This window comes from Stenotrophomonas sp. C-A, from assembly GCF_054030835.1.
In genome coordinates this window covers 1,833,065-1,850,901 of the sequence record NZ_CM132916.1, presented here as the reverse complement: position 1 = coordinate 1,850,901, position 17,837 = coordinate 1,833,065, and the positions used below count along the sequence as shown (strand labels likewise).

Below are 17,837 nucleotides of genomic sequence, written 5' to 3'. Positions count from 1 at the left end.
CGCGCGTTGTGCTTGCCCCCTGTCTTGCAGAACCTGCTGCAACGAAACAACTGATCTATCACGTAGACGTCCCTCAAGGGCCATCCACGTCAATCCCCCTGTGATGATGCTTCGCTGGCCTTCGCTGGCGGCGGGCCGTGACGTCGCCAAGGGTGCCGGCGACTGAACATGACCAGATAGCACCCTACCACCCAAACCAGCGCGGCACACCATCCGGCCAGGATGTCGGAGGGGTAATGCACCCCCAGATAGACCCGGGACACGCTGACCAGCAGGCTGAACGCGGGTGCCAGCATCAGGACCGGCCAGCGCCAGCGGGTGTTCCAGGCCAGCAGCACCAGGGTCACCGCCAGGGTCATCGAGCCCATCGCGTGGCCGCTGGGGAAGCTGAACGTCGATTCCGGCGCGATCGATTCCCACAGGCTGGGGCGCTGGCGCTGGAAGAAGTGCTTGCTGCCCATGTTCAGCAGCGCCGAGCCGACGAAGCTGACCGCCACGAAGGTGGCCTCGCGCCAACGCCGGTAGCCCAGCAGCGCGCCGATGATCAGCACGTCGGCCGGGATCAGGAACCATTCGTAGCCCAGTTTTGAAATGAGCACGAAGAAGCGGTCCAGCAGCGGCGAATGCAGGCCATGCATCTGCCACAGCAGCGGCGCGTCGAAATGGAACGATTCAAACTCGTGCACCTCGTCAGCCAGGGCGACGAAGCCGGCCAACGGCAGCAGCACACCGCCGAACAGCAGGACCAGGCGCCAGGCGTTGCGCGCCATCCAGTGGCGGAAGCCGGAGGCGGACTCCGGTGCAGCGAGGATCGCAGGCTTATCCGGCGCTTCGGACATACTTTTGTTCGACGTAATCGTCGATCAGGGCGACGAACTCCTGGGCGATGTTGTCGCCACGCAGGGTCACCTTCTTCTCGCCATCGACGAATACCGGCGCTGCAGGCGTTTCACCCGTGCCCGGCAACGAGATGCCGATGTTGGCATGGCGCGACTCACCCGGCCCGTTGACGATGCAGCCCATCACCGCCAGGGTCATGTTCTCTGCACCCGGGTGGTGGATCTTCCACAGCGGCATCTTCTCGCGCACGTGGTTCTGCACCACCTTGGCCAGCTCCTGGAAGAACTCGGAGGTAGTGCGGCCGCAGCCCGGGCAGGCCGTGACCAGTGGCGTGAAGGCACGCTGGCCGGTGGTCTGCAGCAGTTCCTGGGCGACGATCACTTCCTGCGTGCGCGACTGGCCCGGTTCCGGGGTCAGCGAGATGCGGATCGTGTCTCCGATGCCTTCCTGCAGCAGCACGCTCAGCGCCGCGGACGAGGCGACGATGCCCTTGCTGCCGATGCCGGCCTCGGTCAGGCCCAGGTGCAGGGCGAAATCCGAGCGCTGGGCCAGGTCGCGATACACCGCGATCAGCTCCTGCACGCCGCTGACCTTGGCCGACAGCACGATGCGGTCGCGCGGCAGGCCGAGTTCCACCGCCTGCTCGGCCGAATCCAGCGCCGAGCGGATCAGCGCCTCGCGCAGCACACGGCCGGCGTCCCAGGGCTGTTCGCGCAGGTTGTTCTCGTCCATCAGCTTCGCCGCCAGGGCCTGGTCCAGCGAGCCCCAGTTGGCGCCGATGCGCACCGGCTTGTTGTAGCGGATCGCGAACTCGATCAACTGGGCGAACTGCAGGTCCTTCTTCTTGCCGAAGCCGACGTTGCCCGGGTTGATGCGGTACTTGGCCAGCGCTTCGGCACACGCCGGCTCGGCGGTCAGCAGCTGGTGGCCGTTGTAGTGGAAGTCACCGATCAGCGGCACGTCGATGCCCATCATCGCCAGCTTGTCGACGATGCGCGGGATCGCCGCAGCGGCTTCAACGGTGTTGACGGTCAAACGCACCATTTCCGAACCTGCACGCCACAGCTCAGCCACCTGCTTCACGCTGGAGGCCACGTCGGACGTGTCGGTGTTGGTCATCGACTGCACCACCACCGGCTTGCCTCCACCTACGGTGACCCCGCCGATCTGCACGGCGTGGGTCTGGCGGCGGGGCCAGGAGGTGGCATCGGAGGGGGGAGTCGGGCGGGTGACGGCGTCGTGCATGGGCGCATTCTACCGCCCGCTCCCGCATTCCGGGTGACTCGCATTCAGCCGGCGGCACGGCTGCGGCCGATTGTCGCAGGCACGGTCACGCGTGAACGCATACGATGAGCGTGAATGACCGGTCCCGACGCCCCGTTTCTCCGAACCCTGTGCAGCCTGCGCTGGCTTGCCGTAGGTGGCCAGGCCGCCACCATCCTGGTCGCCACCTGGGTGCTGGGCCTGCCATTGCCGCAGCTGCCGCTGTGGGCCGGCGTGGCCGTGCTGACCCTGTTCAACATCTACACCCAGCTGCGCCCGGAAGCAGCCGACACCGCGCCACTGACCGCATTCGGCCACATCCTGGTGGACGTGATCATCCTGACCTGGATGGTGGGCTGGAGCGGCGGCATGGCCAACCCGTTCAGTTCGCTGTTCCTGATCCTGATCGCGCTGGCCGCGTTCGCCCTGCCCCTGCGATGGGCGCTGGCGGTCGCGCTGGCCTGCCTGCTCGGCTACGCCGCCAGCGGCATCTTCGGCCAGCCGCTGCCGGATGGCTATTTCCGCGCGCAGGACCTCAACCGCTGGGGCGTGGTCGCCAATTTCCTGATTTCCGCTGCGGTCGTACTGACCTTCTCCACCCGCCTGGCACTGGCGCTGCGCCAGCGCGAACTGGAACTGTCGGCCCTGCGCGAACGCTTCGCCCGCAACGAGGGCATCGTCGCCCTGGCCACCCATGCCGCCTCGGTGGCACATGAACTGAACACGCCGCTGGCGACCATGACCCTGCTCGCCGATGACGTCGCCGAGCGCAGCGAAGAGCCCGAAGTCCGCGAAGACATGGAAACCCTGCGCGAGCTGCTGGTGCAGTGCCGCGAGCGCGTGCTGGCGCTGGCCGCACCGGCCTCGGCCGATGCACCGGGGCGCAGCCACTCCAGTGCCCAGCAGGTACTGGAACAGTGGCGCCTGGTGCGGCCGACCATCGATCTGCACCGCAACGACGATGCACCGCTGCGGCTGCCGCTGGATCCGGGCGTGGGCCATCTGCTGATGGTCCTGCTCAACAATGCCGCCGATGCCGGCGAACAGGCCGGCCGGCCGCGCGTGGACCTGGACCTGCGCATCGAAGGCGACGACCTGATCGGCGAAGTCCGCGACTACGGCCACGGCTTCGACGCCCGTGCCGCGGTGCTGCCGGGCAAGCTGTTCGGCAGCAGCAAAAGCGAGGGCATGGGCGTCGGCCTGGCCCTGTCCCATGCCACCATCGAACGCCTCGACGGCGAGATGTGGATGCGCCCGGCCCAGGGGGCCGGCAGCCGCGTCGGCTTCCGCCTGCCGCTGGCCCCACGCGAGGACACCCCATGAGCCTTCACCACTCCACCCTGGGCCTGCTGGTCGACGACGACGAGCTGTACCTGCGTACCCTGCAGCGCAGCCTGGCCCGCAAGGGGCTGGAAACCCAGACCGCGCAGGACGCCGCCAGTGCACTGGCACTGGCCCGCCAGCATCCACCGGCGTTCGCACTGATCGACCTGAAGCTGGGCAGCGATTCCGGCCTGGCACTGATCCAACCACTGCGCGCGCTGCGCGCGGACATGCGCATCCTGCTGGTGACCGGCTACGCCAGCATCGCCACCGCCGTGGAGGCGATCAAGCTCGGCGCCGACGACTACCTGCCGAAGCCGGCCACGGTGCCGATGATCCTGCGCGCCCTCGGCGAGGAAGATGACGGCCCGGCCGACGATGGCGAAATGGAAGTACCGGACGCGATGACGCCGATCAGCCGCCTGCAGTGGGAACACATCCAGCAGGCGATGCATGAGACCGGTGGCAACGTGTCCGCGGCAGCGCGCCTGCTCGGCATGCACCGGCGTTCGCTGCAGCGCAAGCTGGCCAAGCGGCCGAGCCCGGAGCGCGATCCCAGCCGTTGATCGCGACCGGCCCCGTCCGGCTCAGACCTCGGCCAGCACCGCTCGGTCCTGCGCGGCGCTGGAACGCGACGCCGACGCATCGACCGGCGACGCTGACGTCTCCTGCAGCAACGGCGACGGCAGCGCGCAGGCCGGATGCATGCGCAGGAAGCCATAGATCGTACCTGCCAGGCCGATCATCAGGCCCGGAGTAAAGGCTGCGCGGGTCAGTCCGCCGACCATGCCCCGGTGCTCCTCGATCGAAGAAACGATCTCGATGGCCGCCTCATCCTGCGGATAGGGACATCCTTCCGGATCCAGCGCAGCCGCCAGCACCAGCAGCTCCCGGGTGGACACATCGCCGTGGCACAGGGTGTGGCTGAACCCCCATTTGCCGCGCGCGTCGGCCACAGCCCGCCGCATGTCACGCAACTGCGCGGGATCACCGGTGCGGGCAAACAGATCCGCCGCCGCCAGCCCGATGCCAACACTGCCATGGCACCAGGTAGGGAAGTTCTTCTGCCCATCCTGCAGGTGGATGTCACGCCAGTGCCCGGTATGCGGCTCGAACAGCGCCGCCTGGAACGCAAATGCTCCTTCGGCCAACTGCCGCCAGGCAGCGCGCTCAGGCACGCTGCCGGCATCCGAACGCGCCAGCCGTGCCAGCGCCCAGCCCATGCCCATCGCGCCGTGGCCAAAGCCACCGATCGGCTCGCGGAACTGTGGCGTCGACCAGCGCGCGCCGTCCGCGTCGACGATCGCAGCCTCCTGCAGGCGGCGTCCCGCTGCGGCCGCCAGCTCCAGCCAGCGTGCGTTCCCGGTAGCCCCGGCCAGCGACAGCAACGGCAGGATCATGCCGGACACGCCATCAATCAGTTCGAACTTTGTCGCCTCCTGGAAGCCGCGACGCTCCGCGGCTTCCGCACAACGCTCCGCCAGCGCCAGCAACGCCGGTCGCTGCAACAAATCGTGCAATGCCAGCAATGTCCATATCTGTGAACCGGTTCCGACGAATCCACCATCGATCTCGGCGGGGTGCTGCTCACACATGGTCTGGAACACCGCGAGGGCGCCATCGATGGCCGGGCCCAGCCCCGCTACCGGGTCGGCACGCCCCTGCTCCACTTCCCGGTGGTAAGCCGCCAATGCAAATGCAATACCTCCCAGCCCGAAATACAGGTCGGGCTGCACCGGCTGGACGGTCCATCCGGTACGGGTCACCTCGGGGGTGATCCAGGTCATCGAACCGTCTTCACCGTGCACCGCCAGCCGCAGCAGGCTCTCCACCGCGCGTGCCGCAAGCGTTCGTCGGCGCAGGTCCAGATCGTCCGCGCGAGGCTGCTGCGCGGCATAGCTGTAGCCGGATCGAGCCTCGGCGCGGGCCAGCGCATGCTGGTTCAGGTCGGTGGCCACCAGCGTGCTGCGGATGGTCACGTCTTCCAGGTCGATGCGCATCGCACGCCAGTTGTCGGCGATGGAGCGGATGCGCGCTGCGTCCAGCTGCGAAGTGAAGATCGGAATGTCACCGTGGCGCAGGTCGTCCACTTCGCCACGTACGGTTTCCAGGTCCGATGGCGCAGCCGGTGACACCGCCGCATTGCGCACCAGCAGATCGATCGCGCGTTCAACCGCCTGGGCTTCGTTGTGCAGCGAGGCTGGATGCCAGAGCATCCGCCCGAGCTCGGCGTAGGCCATTGTCGGCCGCCGCACGTCGCGCACCTGGCAGCCTTCGAAAGCCGCCAGGAGTGGCATCAGTTCGCCCTTCGCATCGAGCGCGCGCAGGCGCCCACTGGCGTCGATGAAGCCCTCGCTGATGTGGTCCCAGTACAACGACACATCGGGCTGCGCGCTGGGATGATTCTGCGCAACGGAGACCTCGGCCTCGACCATGCCCAACCGGGCAGGTTCCGTCCCGCCCTCGACAATCACCGGCACCTTCACCCGCGGCTGCTCGCCCGGCAGTGCGCCGGCTGCAGACAGATCCACGCCTTCCATGCCCAGGCCGGCAGTACGGAACGGCACGATTCCGGTACGCAGCACTGAATTGCGCATCAGCTTGACGGCGGTGTCGTACGCATCGCCAAGTCCTGATGGCTCGATTTCGATTACCCGGGAGAACACGCTTTCGGCGTCGACCACAACCGGCACCGGCCCGACCGCGATCAGGTTCTCCAGATGGATGTCGGTGCCCCCCACCAGGCGCAGGATCGCCAGCCAATGGCCAAGACCGCGGTAGTAGGCACGCAGTTCAACGTCATCGGCACAGTAGCGGTGCGCGGCGAAGGCGGCCCAGCCGTGGCTGCCACGATCAATCACCTTCGGCACGCATACGCGGTCAGGGCCGTCACCGAAGAGCGTGGACAACAGGCCGTCGAGCGTCGCATCGATGCGCAATGAGCGTGGCTTGTACATCACCGTGCCGCCTTCGAACTGCAGCCGTGCCACAGTCCGGCCGCCACCATGCAGGTCACCCCGTCCCAATGCAACGGCATGCAGCGTGCCCGCCGGCGCGCCCAGCAACCCTGCCAGCGCCGCACGATCACTGCCGATGCGCACAGCGAGCTCCACCACCGCAGCACATTGTCCTTCGAGCATGCGCGTCAGGCGCGGCAGCAGCACCGGATAGCGTCGCTGCAGATGCGTGCGGAAGCCCTCGCTGGTGGCCAGGGCAACGAATTCGTCCAGCGCACCAGCACTGCCCAGCGGGCCGATGTCACCACTTCGTGCAGCAGCGTGCAGTTCCAGCAGCAGCACGCGGTTGAGCTTGAGCTGGGCATGCTCACGCAGTGCCGCATCGCCCTGCGCGTGCAGCAGTTCGCGCTCACCGGGCTGCAGCGCAATGGCAGGGTCATGCAGGCCAGTCGCCAACGCGGCGCGCGCGTGGGCAAGGAAATGTTCGGTGATGCGCGCAAACGCAGCCGCAGCCGGAGAAGCGGTCATTACGCCCCCTGCAAGGTATCGGGAAGTCTGTTCCAGTCGCCGGCACGCAGCTGCATGCCTCTGCGTGCCGGCTCGGGTTACATCAGCAACACAGGCAGTGGTTGATCACCGATACCGTGGTGGTGCACTCGTTGGTGCCCCCGGTGATCATGGTGTCCGAAGCTCCGGTGAGGGCCGCTTCGGTGGCTGCCGCACCGTAGATGAACAGCGAACCCGCAGGGTTGGCGCACCCATCCACATCGTCCGAGCCATTGAGCCAGCCGGACACAACATCGTCATTCAGATCCATTCGCAATCTCCTGTCATTCACAACATGAGGCGTTGAGGACATGGATCGATTCCACGTCCCTTCGGATACGGCCAGTCCCTGGCATCAACTTCATGCTGCGAGCGATACTGGATGACAGGTACAGCCGCCCGTGCACACTGCATTGGCACGCGATGCACAGTCAAGCTGCGCTGCGGCAGGCACGCGGATGCGCAGCACGGAAACGACGCGGAATGAGTGGCCGCGCAGACATTCATGCGCGACCGGATCGAAGGCAAGCGGAGAGACATGGGATGGCCGGCCGGCGCCGGCACATCCGCAGGCCGGGTCAGCCCTTCAGCTGCGCCAGGATCTCGCGGGTCATCGGATCGGCAATCGCCACATCCTCACCCTGCAGCGCCGGCAACAGGCCACTGGCCAGCTGCTTGCCAAGCTCGACACCGAACTGGTCGAAGGCATTGATGTTCCAGATCACCGACTGCACGTACACAGCGTGTTCGTACATGGCGATCAGTGCGCCCAGCGCCTGCGGGGTCAGCGCGTCGAGCAGGATCAGTGTGCTCGGGCGGCCGCCCGGGTAATCACGGTGCGGGTCGTCGCTGCTCTGGCCATTGGCCAGTGCTTCAGTCTGCGCCAGCAGATTGGCCAGCAGGGCCTGATGATTGATCGTGTAGGGATCGTCGTTGTGCACGCAGCCGATGAAATCTGCCGGAACGATGCTGGTGCCCTGGTGCAGCGCCTGGAAGAAGCTGTGCTGCACATCGGTGCCCGCCCCGCCCCACCACACCGGCACGGTGTCGGTGGTGACAGGTTGGCCGTCACGCTGCACGCGCTTGCCCAGGCTTTCCATCACCAGCTGCTGCAGGTAGGCCGGCAGCAGCGCCAGGCGCTGGTCGTAGGTCATCACCGCGTGCGTGGCATGGCCCAGCAGGTTGCGGTTCCAGATGTCGGTCAGGCCGTGCAGCACCGGCAGGTTGCGCTCCAGCGGTGCATCCAGCGCATGCGCATCCATCTGCGCCGCGCCTTCCAGCAACTGTTCAAAGCGCTCGAAGCCGATCGCCAGCGCGATCGGGAAACCGACCGCCGACCACAGCGAATAACGGCCACCCACCCAGTCCCACATCGGCAGCACGCGATCGGCGGCGATCGCGAAGGCCTTGGCGGCACGTTCCGGATTGGCACTGACTGCATACAGACGCTCGCTGCCACCCAGCCAGTCGTGCAGGATCTGGCCGTTGAGCAGGGTTTCCTGCGTGCCGAAGGTCTTGGAGATCAGGATGCCGGCGGTCTTCGCCGGATCCAGCGTAGCCAGCGTGCGCTGCATGGCGGCGCCGTCCACGTTCGACACGAAATGCACGCGCAGTCGCGCACCGCTGACCGGGCGCAGTGCATCGGCGACCAGGCGCGGACCGAGATCGGAACCGCCGATGCCGACGCTGACCACGTCGGTCACGCCACTGTCTTCCAGCGCGCGCACCAGCACGCCCATGCGCTGGCGGATCGTGCGCGCGGTGGCATAGGCCTCGGCCGCCACCGGCGCATCGACCACGTCGCCACGCAGTGCGGTGTGCAGTGCGGCGCGACCTTCGGTCAGATTGACCTGCTCACCACGGAACAGGCGGATGATGGCACCGCCGACATCACGGTCGGCGGCCAAAGCCAGCAATGCCTGCAGTGCCGCGGCATCGTATTTCTGCCGGGCGAAGTTGACGTACAACGGACCGACCCGCAGCGCCAGGTCCTGCACGCGGCCGGGTTCGGCGGCGAGCAGGCTGGGGATGCTTGCGCCCTTCAGGCGCTGGGCGTGGGAATGCAGCGAGTCGAATCCGTTGTTCGTTGTCATGCGGCCTGGGTCGGGATCGTGTCGTTGGTGTGGGTGATCTGGTTCTTGCCATCAACGTACACCAGCTTCGGCTTGAAGCTGTCAGCTTCCTGCTCGGTCATGCTGGCGAACGCGGCGATGATGATGATGTCACCGACCTGCACGTGGCGCGCGGCGCCACCGTTGAGCGAGACAACGCCGCTGCCGGCTTCGGCGCGGATGGCATAGGTCGAGAAGCGCGCACCGTTGGTCACGTCCCAGATGTGCACCTGTTCGAACTCGCGGATGCCGGTGGCAGCCAGCAGGTTGTCATCGATGGCGATCGAGCCTTCGTAGTTCAGCTCGGAATGGGTGACGGTGGCGCGGTGGATCTTGGTCTTGAGCAGGGACAGGTGCATGGGGGCGCTGCAACGGCAAAGGAAAGAGCGGATTCTAGCACCCGCCTGGCCATCGTCAGGGGGCTGCAGCAGGACGCTGAAGGCTGTTCAGGTGCCCTCCCCCGGCGGCGGCGGCGCTGCGTGCCCGGAACTGCCTTCCAGAGACAGCCGGAACACCGTATGGAAGGCCATCCCGGCGACCAGCCCGAAGCCGCCCGCGGCCAGCACCTGCAAGGCATAGCTGATCACATCGAAGGTATCGACGTAGCGCAGGCGCTGCAGCCAGGGCCCCTGGTTTTCTCCCGGCCAGGCGCAGGTGGCCATGGCCAGCGCGCCCAGCCCGAAGCCGACCAGCACGAAGCCGGCCCGGCGCAGGCGCTGCTGAGACTGCAGGATCAGCGCCATCGGCAGCAACACCGCGATGGCATTGCAGACGGCCAGCACGAACATCAGCCCACCACCGGTGAGCGCAGGCATCGGCGTACGCCTGAATTCGAGCGCGAACAACAGGCCGCCAAACAGCTGGGCCGGCAACATGCCTGCCGCCAGCACCGCCAGGATCGAGGCCTGGGCGAGGCGGCCGGTATCAGTGCTGGGGGCTTTCATTTCGGGTCTCCCGTCCGTGGGAAGTGCAGAGGCGCCCGTTGCGGGCGCCCCCAAGCCGCGTGCGGCTCAGAACTCCAGGTTGTCAATCAGGCGCGTTGTGCCCAGGCGCGCGGCGATCAGCGCCACGCGGCCACCGCCGTCGAAGGTCGGCTCGGCCAGCTCGGGCGTGCGCAGCACGGCGTAGTCGACCTGGAAACCGGCCGCCTGCAGCGCAGCCGTGGCGTCGGCCTCGATCTGCACCCGCGTGTGCCCGGCCACGTAGCCTTCGCGCATGCCCAGCAGCGTGCGGTGAATGGTCGTCGCAACCGGTCGCTGTTCGGCGTTGAGGTACTGGTTGCGCGAACTCTTGGCCAGGCCATCCTCGTCGCGCACGATCTCGGCACCGACGATCTGGATCGGGAACGACAGCTCGGCCACCATCTGCCTGATCACGGCCAGCTGCTGGTAATCCTTGCGGCCGAACACGGCCACATCCGGCTGCACCTGCAGGAACAGGCGCGCCACCACCGTGCACACGCCGTCGAAGTGGCCCGGGCGGCTGGCGCCTTCCAGCACTTCACTGACACCCGGCGCGTGCATCTGCGTGGTCTTGTCCACGCCCAGCGGATACATCGCCTCGACGCTGGGCAGCCACACCGCATCGCAGCCGGCCTGCTCCAGCCCGGCCACGTCAGCCTCGGGCGTGCGCGGGTAGCGGCTGAAGTCCTCGTTCGGCCCGAACTGGGTCGGGTTGACGAAGATACTCGTCACCACCTTGTCGGCGTACTGGCGGGCCAGGGTCACCAGCGAATGGTGGCCACCATGCAGGTTGCCCATGGTCGGCACCAGCGCCACGCGCAGGCCCTCGCGCTTCCACTGGGCGATCTGCTCGCGCAGCGCGCCGAGCTCGTTGAAGGTCTGGATCATTGGGCGTAGGCGTGCTGTTCGTCGGGGAAGCTGCCGTCGCGCACGGCGTCGGCATAGGCGCGGGTGGCACCGGCCACCGAACCGCCTTCGGCAAGGAAATCCTTGACGAACTTGGGACGGCGATGGCCACTGTCCAGGCCGAGGAAATCGTGCAGCACCAGCACCTGGCCGTCGCACTGCGGGCCGGCACCGATGCCGATGGTCGGAACATCCACCGCCGCGGTCACTTCGGCGGCGACCGGGGTCGGCACGCATTCGAGCACCATGATGCTGGCGCCGGCAGCGGCCACGGCCCTGGCATCTTCCACCAGCTGGCGCGCGGCATCGCCACGGCCCTGGATCTTGAAGCCGCCCAGGCGCAGCACCGACTGCGGGGTCAGGCCCAGGTGAGCGCAGACCGGAATCTCACGCTCGACCAGGTAACGGATGATGTCGACCTTGAAGCCGGCACCTTCGATCTTGACCATCTCGGCACCGGCCTGCAGCAGCTGCAGCGATGCATCCAGCGCGCGTTCCGGGGTGGCATCGGCACCGAACGGCAGGTCGGCCACCAGCAGCGCACGCTGCAGCACACGGGCTACGGCGCGGGTGTGGTAGACCATGTCGGCCACGGTCACCGGCAGGGTCGAATCATGGCCCTGCACGACCATGCCCAGCGAATCGCCGATCAGGATCAGGTCGACGCCATTGGCATCGAAGGTACGGGCAAAGCCGGCGTCGTAGGCGGTCAACATGACCAGCTTCTGGCCATTGCGCTTGGCCTCGGCCAAGGCGGGAACGGTCCAGGGCTTGCTGTCTGCGTGGGTGCTCATGTGCTGATAACCGGGGGAGATAACCCGGGCATTATCACCCTATCGGCGCGATCCCGCAGGCATCCACCCGCATCACTGCATCCTGCACGCGGCCATGGCCGGGAATGGCCAGATCCGGCGCGATTTCGGCCAGCGGCACCAACACGAAGGCACGCTCGTGCAGGTAAGGATGCGGCACCTGCAGGCCGGGCTGATCGAGTACCTGCGCGCCGTACAGCAGCAGGTCCAGGTCCAGCGCGCGCGGGCCCCAGTGCATCGCGGGGTCGCGCACGCGGCCAAAACCCTGCTCCAGCGCAAGCATCGCCTGCAGCAGCTCATCGGCCGGCAATGTGGTTTCGACCGAGGCCACCGCGTTGACGAACGGCGGCTGGTCTTCATTGCCCCAGGCCGGCGTGGCATAAAGCCGCGAGGCCTGGCGCAGGCGGGTACCGGGCAGCCCGTCGAGCGCGGCAATCGCCGCGCCCACGGTCGCGGCCGCGTCGCCAAGGTTGGCGCCGAGGCCGATCCAGGCAAGAGTCATCGTTTACTCGCCAGCCGCACCGGCCGGGGCGCCCGGACGACGGCGGCGACGGCGGCGCTTGCGCGGTGCCCCGCTCTCGTCATCACCCTCTTCGCTGTGCATCACGTCCAGCGACGATTCCAGCTCGCGGCCGGACTGCGCCTGTGCCTCGCGCCAGAACTCGACATCGGCGGCGTGCTCGGCCGAGGCCACCTGACGCAGGCTGAGGAAGTCGAACGCGGCGCGGAAACGCGGATGAGTCAGGGTACGGAATACACGCTTGCGCTGGCGCGAGCCGAAACGCGACTGCAGCAGCCAGATCTCCTGCATCGGCAGCGAGAAGCGGCGCGGCAGCGCGATGGTGCTCAGCTGCTGCACGGTCACACGGTCGGCAGCACGGCGCTGTGCCTCCTCCGGTGCCACGCCCTGCTTGAGCAGGGTCGCCTGCGCGCGGCAGAACGCCGGCCACAGCAGCAGCGCGAACAGGAACGCCGGCGAGACCGGCTCGTCGTTGGCCACGCGCGCATCGGTGTTGGCCAGGCCCTCGACCAGCATGCGGCGCAGCGCGCCGGTGCGGTTGGACTTCAATGCCTTGGCGCTTTCCGGGAACAGTACGTCGAGCAGGCCGTAGCGCTCCAGGCCTTCGAAGCTGGCCACGCCGTGCCCGGACAGGAACAGCTTCAGCACTTCCTCGAACAGGCGTGCCGGCGCGGCTTCGTTGAGCAGGCCGGCCAGATGCGGGATCGGCGCGGCGGTGCCCTCTTCGATCTGGAAGCCAAGCTTGGCCGCCAGGCGCACCGCACGCAGCATGCGCACCGGATCTTCGCGATAACGCTGCTCGGGGTCGCCGATCAGTTTCATCAGGCGCGCCTGGACGTCTTCGAAACCGCCGGTGTAATCACGCACCGAGAAGTCCTCGATGGCGTAGTACAGGGCGTTGCAGGTGAAGTCGCGGCGGACGGCGTCGTCTTCGATGGTGCCGTACACGTTGTCGCGCACGAGCATGCCGTTTTCCATCTCGCGGTCGCCGCTGCCGTCATCGCTGTTGGCGCGGAAGGTGGCGACTTCGATGATCTCGCGGCCGAACACGACGTGGGCGAGGCGGAAGCGGCGGCCGATCAGGCGGCAGTTGCGGAACAGCTGCTTGACCTGTTCGGGCGTGGCGTCGGTGGCCACGTCGAAATCCTTGGGTTGGCCATTGACCAGCAGGTCGCGCACCGCGCCGCCGACAAGGTAGGCGCCGAAGCCGGCATCGCGCAGGCGATAAAGCACGCGCAGGGCGTTCGGGCTGATGTCCTTGCGGGAGATCGTGTGCTGGTCGCGCGGGATGACGCGCAGGCTGAACGGTGATGTAGCAGAGGAAATGATGTTGGCGCTTCCGGTTGAAGTTTCGGGATTGCCCAATGGCATCGAGGTGCATATACTAGCGCTCCTGCCTCGGCAGCGACACAGTTACGCTCCCTTCGTCTAGTGGTTAGGACGTGGCCCTCTCAAGGCTAAAACAGGGGTTCGAGTCCCCTAGGGAGCGCCAGTCGCCGCAGCAGGAACCGAAAAAGCCCGCCTTGTGCGGGCTTTTCTGTTTTCCGGGGTTGTGATGGCATCGATCGGCTTGGTCGCAGTAGCGCCTCCCTGCTATCGACTTGAGCCGGTGGGGTCACCCAGGGCAGGACACGCCGTGAACCCATCCATGGGGGCTCGATGGCGCCTTGCTCGCGTGCGCTGTCCTGCGCACTCGGCAAGACCAGGGTTGGGCTCCTGCCCAACCCGTCGGGCGCATGCGCCCGACCCATGGCGCCAACGGTCCTGCCCTGGGTGACCCCACCGACTCTGGACGGTCTCCCACGAGCTGCGGCAACAACTGACCAGCGCCTCGCCGCATCCGCACGCACCATGAAACTGTCAAGAGGGGCCAGGCCGCCCTCTCCAGGACCGTTGGCGCCATGGATGGCGCCATCGAGCACCATGGATGGGCTTTTGCGTGTCCTGGAGAGGGCGGCCTGGCCCCTCACACTCTGGACAAGCAGGCGCCGACGGGATGCAACCGAAGCCAGTCGCCATCAGCCTTCCATCTGCTCCAGCTCCTTGCCTTTGGTCTCGCGTACGTAGCGGACCACGAAGACAATCGAGAAGATCGCTACGACGGCGTAGATGCCGTAGGCGCCGGCCAGGCCGATGCCGGCCAGCAGCATCGGGAAGGTCACGGTGATCGCGAAGTTCGAGGTCCATTGCGCGGCGCCGGCCACCGCCAGCGCCGGACCACGGATCTGATTGGGGAACATCTCGCCCAGCATCACCCACATCACCGGTCCCCAGGACATATTGAAGAACACCACGTAGACGTTGGCCGCGACCAGCGCCAGCCGGCCCATGCCCTCGGACAGCTGCAGGCGACCATCGGCCAGGCTGCCACTGGCGAAGGCAACCACCATCAGCACCAGCGCCACCGACATGCCGACCGAGCCGATCCACAGCAGCGGCTTGCGCCCGATGCGGTCGATCAACAGCACCGTCAGCAGACAGGCCCCGATGCTCAGCGCGCCGGACAACACATTGATCAGCAGCGCGTCGCTTTCCGAGAAGCCCACCGCCTGCCACAGCACCGCGCCGTAGTAGAACACCACGTTGATGCCGACCAGCTGCTGGAACATGGCCAGACCGATGCCCACCCACAGAATCGGCCGCAGCTTGCCGCTGACCGTGTCGCGCAGGTCGGCAAAGCGCGGCTTGTGCTGGTCCTGGGCCAGGCTGGCTTCGATCTCGGCCTGCTTGGCCGCCGCCGCGGCCTCGCCGTACAGCCGCGACAGTACCGCCCTCGCCTGCTGCTGACGCCCCTTCAGGGCCAGGAAGCGCGGGCTTTCCGGTATCACCAGCAACAACAGCAGGAACAGCCCCGACGGCAGTGCCTGCATCCAGAACATCCAGCGCCAGGCCTCATGGCCCAGCCACAGCGGCTCGGTCGAGGCCCCAGCGGCACGGGCCAGCAGGTAATTGCTGAGGAAGGCGGCGAACAGGCCGCAGATGATCGCCATCTGCTGCACCGTGGCCAAACGCCCGCGATAGCGCGCCGAGGCCACCTCGGCAATGTAGGCCGGCGACATCACACTGGCCGCACCCACCGCGAAGCCGCCGAGCACCCGTGCGGCAATGAACAACCAGGAGGCGTGTGCGGCACCGGCACCCAGCGCCGAAACCAGGAACATCAGCGCCGAGGCGATCAGCACGCCACGACGGCCCAGGCGATCTCCCAGCCAGCCGGCCAGGAAGGCACCGATTGCGCAGCCGAGCAGCATCGAGGCGACTTCGAAACCGAGCGCCGCCTCGCTGGAGTTGAAGGCCTGGCGCAGGCCATCGACCGTGCCATTGATGACACCACTGTCGAAGCCGAACAGGAATCCACCCAGGGTGGCCACGCAGCTGATCAGGACGATGAATGCAGTGTTCTCACCGCCATGGGAGGCGATGTTGGGCTGGGCTGGGGACATGGACGATCCTGCTGGGAAGGGGGCCGGCCATCCGACGCAGCCGGCTGACCCGCAGCGTCGCACAGGCCTCCCCCTGCCGCCAATGACGCCACGGCCGCGCCTGCCAGACGCCCGATTTCCGCCCCGCGCCGACACCGGGGGCCAACCTGTTCTAGAATTGGCGGGTTCAGGAATCGATCCACCCCCAGCCCATGCCCTTTGTCGTCACCGAAAACTGCATCAAGTGCAAACACACCGATTGCGTGGAAGTGTGCCCCGTGGATTGCTTCCACGAAGGCCCGAACTTCCTGGTGATCGACCCGGATGAGTGCATCGACTGCACCCTCTGCGAACCGGAATGCCCGGTCAACGCGATCTTCCCGGAGGACGATGTTCCTGCCGGCCAGGAAAGTTTCGTGGCCCTCAACGCCGAACTGGCGAAGGAGTGGCCGGTGCTGACCGTGCGCAAGGACCCGCCCGCCGACGCCGGCGAATGGGACGGCAAGCCGGACAAGCTGAAGCTGCTGGAGCGCTGAGAAGCGCCCACGGCGGTAACGAAAAGGGCGCCCACGGGCGCCCTTTTCTGCTTCTCGGTAGGTGCCAGCCTTGGTTGGCACAGAAGCGCCGACCAAGGTCGGCCTCTACCAGAGCGGGTGCGGACCAAGGCCCGCACCCACCCGACCAGCCCTTACTGGGCCAGCTTCGCCTTCAGCGCGGCGATCAGCTTCACCGGCGCTTCGGCAGTGGCCGGCAGGCCACGCGGATCGACCGCGGAAATGTAGGCCCCAGCATCGACAGCGACCACGCGGACCAGGAAGTTGCTGCCTTCGTAGGCCACGTCATACGAGCCCAGCAGCTGCGCGCGGCTGGCGATGGTCACGCCTTCCACGCCTTCCAGCGCGGTGCCGACCTTGGCGAAAGCTTCGTCCTTGCCACCGGCGATGGTGAAACCGGTGTTGCCCACGGCCGGGGCCGCAGCCACCGGGGCCGCCGGCTTGGTCGCCGATGCCAGCGTCGGCACCTTGTTGTCACCGGTGGTGGTCGGCAGGTTCAGGTCCGGCGGCACTTCCAGCGGACGCATTTCCGGGGCCAGGGCGTAGTCGCCCTTGACACCACGCTTGAAGCAGCCGGTGGTGCCGGCGGCAACGGCCACCGCAAGCAGGGCGTAGGACAGCACGCGGACGGTGGATACGGATTGACGCATGTGAATCTCCTGGGTCAGACCAAGACGGAAGGTCAGTGGCTGGAAAGGGCTTCGAGGGCGGCGATGTCGCCGGCAAGGTGGTCGGCCGCCGGATGATGCGGCGCCGACAGGGGCAGCAGCGGCAGGCGCAGGTCGTGACCGATGCCGATGCGGCGCAGCAGCGCCTTGACCGGAATCGGGTTCGGTTCGACACCACAGAAATCATGGAACGGATGCAGGCGCGCATCCCACGACGCGGTGGCTTCGTGATCGTGCGCGGCGGCCAGTTCGCACATCCGGCGGTAGGCGCCCGGAAGCACGTTGGAACCGACCGAGATCAGACCATCGACGCCGGCCTGGATCGACCGGGCCGCCGTGCCGTCGTCACCGCTGAGCACGGCGAACTGCGGGCTGCGCAGAGCCAGCAGCGCCTGCACCCGGCCGGTGTCGCCCACTGCCTCCTTGATGCCGACGATGTTGGGATGGCTGGCCAGTTCGGCCACGGTCTCCGGTTGCATGTCGCAACCGGTGCGGCCAGGCACGTTGTACAGCACGACCGGCAGCCCGCCCTGGTCGGCCACCGCGCGGTAGTGCGCGATCAGACCGGCCTGGGTCGGCCGCACGTAAGGCGGGGTGACCACCAGCGCGTGGCTGGCGCCGAGCGCGGCGGCACGACGGGTCTGTTCGATGGTCTTGGCGGTGCCCGAAAGGCCGGTTCCGGCCATGACCGGGATGCGACCGCCGATGCGCTCGACCGCGCTGGCCAGCAGCAGGTCGTACTCGGCATCGGTGAGGGTCGCCGCTTCGCCGGTCGAGCCGGCAACGACAACGCCATGGACGCCACCTTCCAGTTGCAGGTGCAGCAGGCGCTGCCAACCGTCGGGATCGAGGGCGCCGTCGGCCCGGAACGGGGTCGCCAGCGCGGTGATGAGGCCGGAAAGGGACAAGGACGTGCTGCTCTTGGCTGGGAAGGGAAAACGCCCGCCACGAAA

At 67.3% G+C, this 17,837-nt stretch carries 17 protein-coding genes and 1 tRNA gene; 4 read left to right on the top strand and 14 right to left on the bottom strand.

Annotated elements, in window-relative coordinates; translation table 11 throughout:
• Positions 1-89: 89 nt before the first annotated feature.
• Positions 90-839 (bottom strand): phosphatase PAP2 family protein, encoded by a 750-nt coding sequence (locus ACW5IY_RS08840; protein ID WP_049434197.1) that lies wholly within the window; start codon positions 837-839, stop codon positions 90-92.
• Positions 820-2,085, bottom strand: a complete 1,266-nt coding sequence (ispG, locus tag ACW5IY_RS08835; RefSeq protein WP_049434198.1) for a flavodoxin-dependent (E)-4-hydroxy-3-methylbut-2-enyl-diphosphate synthase — start codon at positions 2,083-2,085, stop codon at positions 820-822. Before ispG ends, ACW5IY_RS08840 begins: the two co-directional genes overlap by 20 nt.
• A gap of 114 nt (positions 2,086-2,199) precedes the next feature.
• Here ispG and ACW5IY_RS08830 point away from each other — a divergent pair, with 114 nt between their 5' ends.
• Both ACW5IY_RS08830 and ACW5IY_RS08825 read left to right on the top strand, forming a co-directional pair.
• Positions 2,200-3,426 carry an ATP-binding protein gene (locus tag ACW5IY_RS08830; protein ID WP_012510703.1) on the top strand — a complete coding sequence of 409 codons (1,227 nt, stop codon included), beginning with the start codon at positions 2,200-2,202 and terminating at the stop codon, positions 3,424-3,426.
• Positions 3,423-3,992, top strand: a complete 570-nt coding sequence (locus tag ACW5IY_RS08825; RefSeq protein ID WP_012510702.1) for a response regulator transcription factor — start codon at positions 3,423-3,425, stop codon at positions 3,990-3,992. The genes ACW5IY_RS08830 and ACW5IY_RS08825 overlap by 4 nt, the downstream gene beginning before the upstream one ends.
• A gap of 21 nt (positions 3,993-4,013) precedes the next feature.
• On the opposite strand, the gene ACW5IY_RS08820 is transcribed toward ACW5IY_RS08825, so the two are convergent.
• From ACW5IY_RS08820 to pcnB, 9 genes are all read right to left on the bottom strand, one after another.
• On the bottom strand, positions 4,014-6,911 hold the full coding sequence (locus tag ACW5IY_RS08820; protein ID WP_049434201.1) for a type 2 lanthipeptide synthetase LanM family protein: 2,898 nt from the start codon (positions 6,909-6,911) through the stop codon (positions 4,014-4,016).
• An 82-nt stretch (positions 6,912-6,993) separates the two neighbouring features.
• Complete coding sequence (locus ACW5IY_RS08815) at positions 6,994-7,200, bottom strand: DUF6229 family protein (protein WP_010484314.1); 207 nt, start codon at positions 7,198-7,200, stop codon at positions 6,994-6,996.
• Between the two features lie 307 nt (positions 7,201-7,507).
• Positions 7,508-9,022 carry a glucose-6-phosphate isomerase gene (pgi, locus tag ACW5IY_RS08810; protein ID WP_049434203.1) on the bottom strand — a complete coding sequence of 505 codons (1,515 nt, stop codon included), beginning with the start codon at positions 9,020-9,022 and terminating at the stop codon, positions 7,508-7,510.
• Positions 9,019-9,399 carry an aspartate 1-decarboxylase gene (panD, locus tag ACW5IY_RS08805; protein ID WP_005409061.1) on the bottom strand — a complete coding sequence of 127 codons (381 nt, stop codon included), beginning with the start codon at positions 9,397-9,399 and terminating at the stop codon, positions 9,019-9,021. The genes pgi and panD overlap by 4 nt, the downstream gene beginning before the upstream one ends.
• Before the next feature lie 87 nt (positions 9,400-9,486).
• Positions 9,487-9,984, bottom strand: coding sequence for a hypothetical protein (locus ACW5IY_RS08800; protein ID WP_049434204.1), 498 nt, complete (start codon positions 9,982-9,984; stop codon positions 9,487-9,489).
• A gap of 66 nt (positions 9,985-10,050) precedes the next feature.
• Entirely contained in the window at positions 10,051-10,890 is an 840-nt protein-coding gene (gene panC, locus ACW5IY_RS08795) for a pantoate--beta-alanine ligase (RefSeq protein WP_043402539.1), read from the bottom strand.
• The gene (panB, locus tag ACW5IY_RS08790; protein WP_004153072.1) at positions 10,887-11,702 is read right to left on the bottom strand and encodes a 3-methyl-2-oxobutanoate hydroxymethyltransferase; all 816 of its coding nucleotides are present in this window, start codon (positions 11,700-11,702) and stop codon (positions 10,887-10,889) included. Before panB ends, panC begins: the two co-directional genes overlap by 4 nt.
• A 34-nt stretch (positions 11,703-11,736) precedes the next feature.
• The gene (folK, locus tag ACW5IY_RS08785) at positions 11,737-12,222 is read right to left on the bottom strand and encodes a 2-amino-4-hydroxy-6-hydroxymethyldihydropteridine diphosphokinase (RefSeq protein ID WP_049434206.1); all 486 of its coding nucleotides are present in this window, start codon (positions 12,220-12,222) and stop codon (positions 11,737-11,739) included.
• Positions 12,223-12,225: 3 nt separating this feature from the next.
• A complete protein-coding gene (gene pcnB / locus ACW5IY_RS08780) occupies positions 12,226-13,605 on the bottom strand; it encodes a polynucleotide adenylyltransferase PcnB (RefSeq protein WP_049434214.1) in 1,380 nt (459 codons plus the stop codon).
• 52 nt (positions 13,606-13,657) lie between these two features.
• On the opposite strand from pcnB, the gene ACW5IY_RS08775 reads away from it, so the two are divergent.
• Positions 13,658-13,732, top strand: a tRNA-Glu gene (locus tag ACW5IY_RS08775).
• Between the two features lie 526 nt (positions 13,733-14,258).
• Here the strand turns inward: ACW5IY_RS08775 and ACW5IY_RS08770 are convergent.
• A complete protein-coding gene (locus tag ACW5IY_RS08770) occupies positions 14,259-15,683 on the bottom strand; it encodes a sugar porter family MFS transporter (protein WP_049434209.1) in 1,425 nt (474 codons plus the stop codon).
• A 191-nt stretch (positions 15,684-15,874) separates the two neighbouring features.
• Here ACW5IY_RS08770 and fdxA point away from each other — a divergent pair, with 191 nt between their 5' ends.
• Positions 15,875-16,198, top strand: a complete 324-nt coding sequence (gene fdxA / locus ACW5IY_RS08765) for a ferredoxin FdxA (protein WP_004153066.1) — start codon at positions 15,875-15,877, stop codon at positions 16,196-16,198.
• Between the two features lie 152 nt (positions 16,199-16,350).
• On the opposite strand, the gene ACW5IY_RS08760 is transcribed toward fdxA, so the two are convergent.
• The gene (locus ACW5IY_RS08760; RefSeq protein WP_049410369.1) at positions 16,351-16,866 is read right to left on the bottom strand and encodes a hypothetical protein; all 516 of its coding nucleotides are present in this window, start codon (positions 16,864-16,866) and stop codon (positions 16,351-16,353) included.
• A 32-nt stretch (positions 16,867-16,898) separates the two neighbouring features.
• Positions 16,899-17,792, bottom strand: coding sequence for a 4-hydroxy-tetrahydrodipicolinate synthase (gene dapA, locus ACW5IY_RS08755; RefSeq protein ID WP_049434211.1), 894 nt, complete (start codon positions 17,790-17,792; stop codon positions 16,899-16,901).
• Between the last annotated feature and the right edge of the window lie 45 nt (positions 17,793-17,837).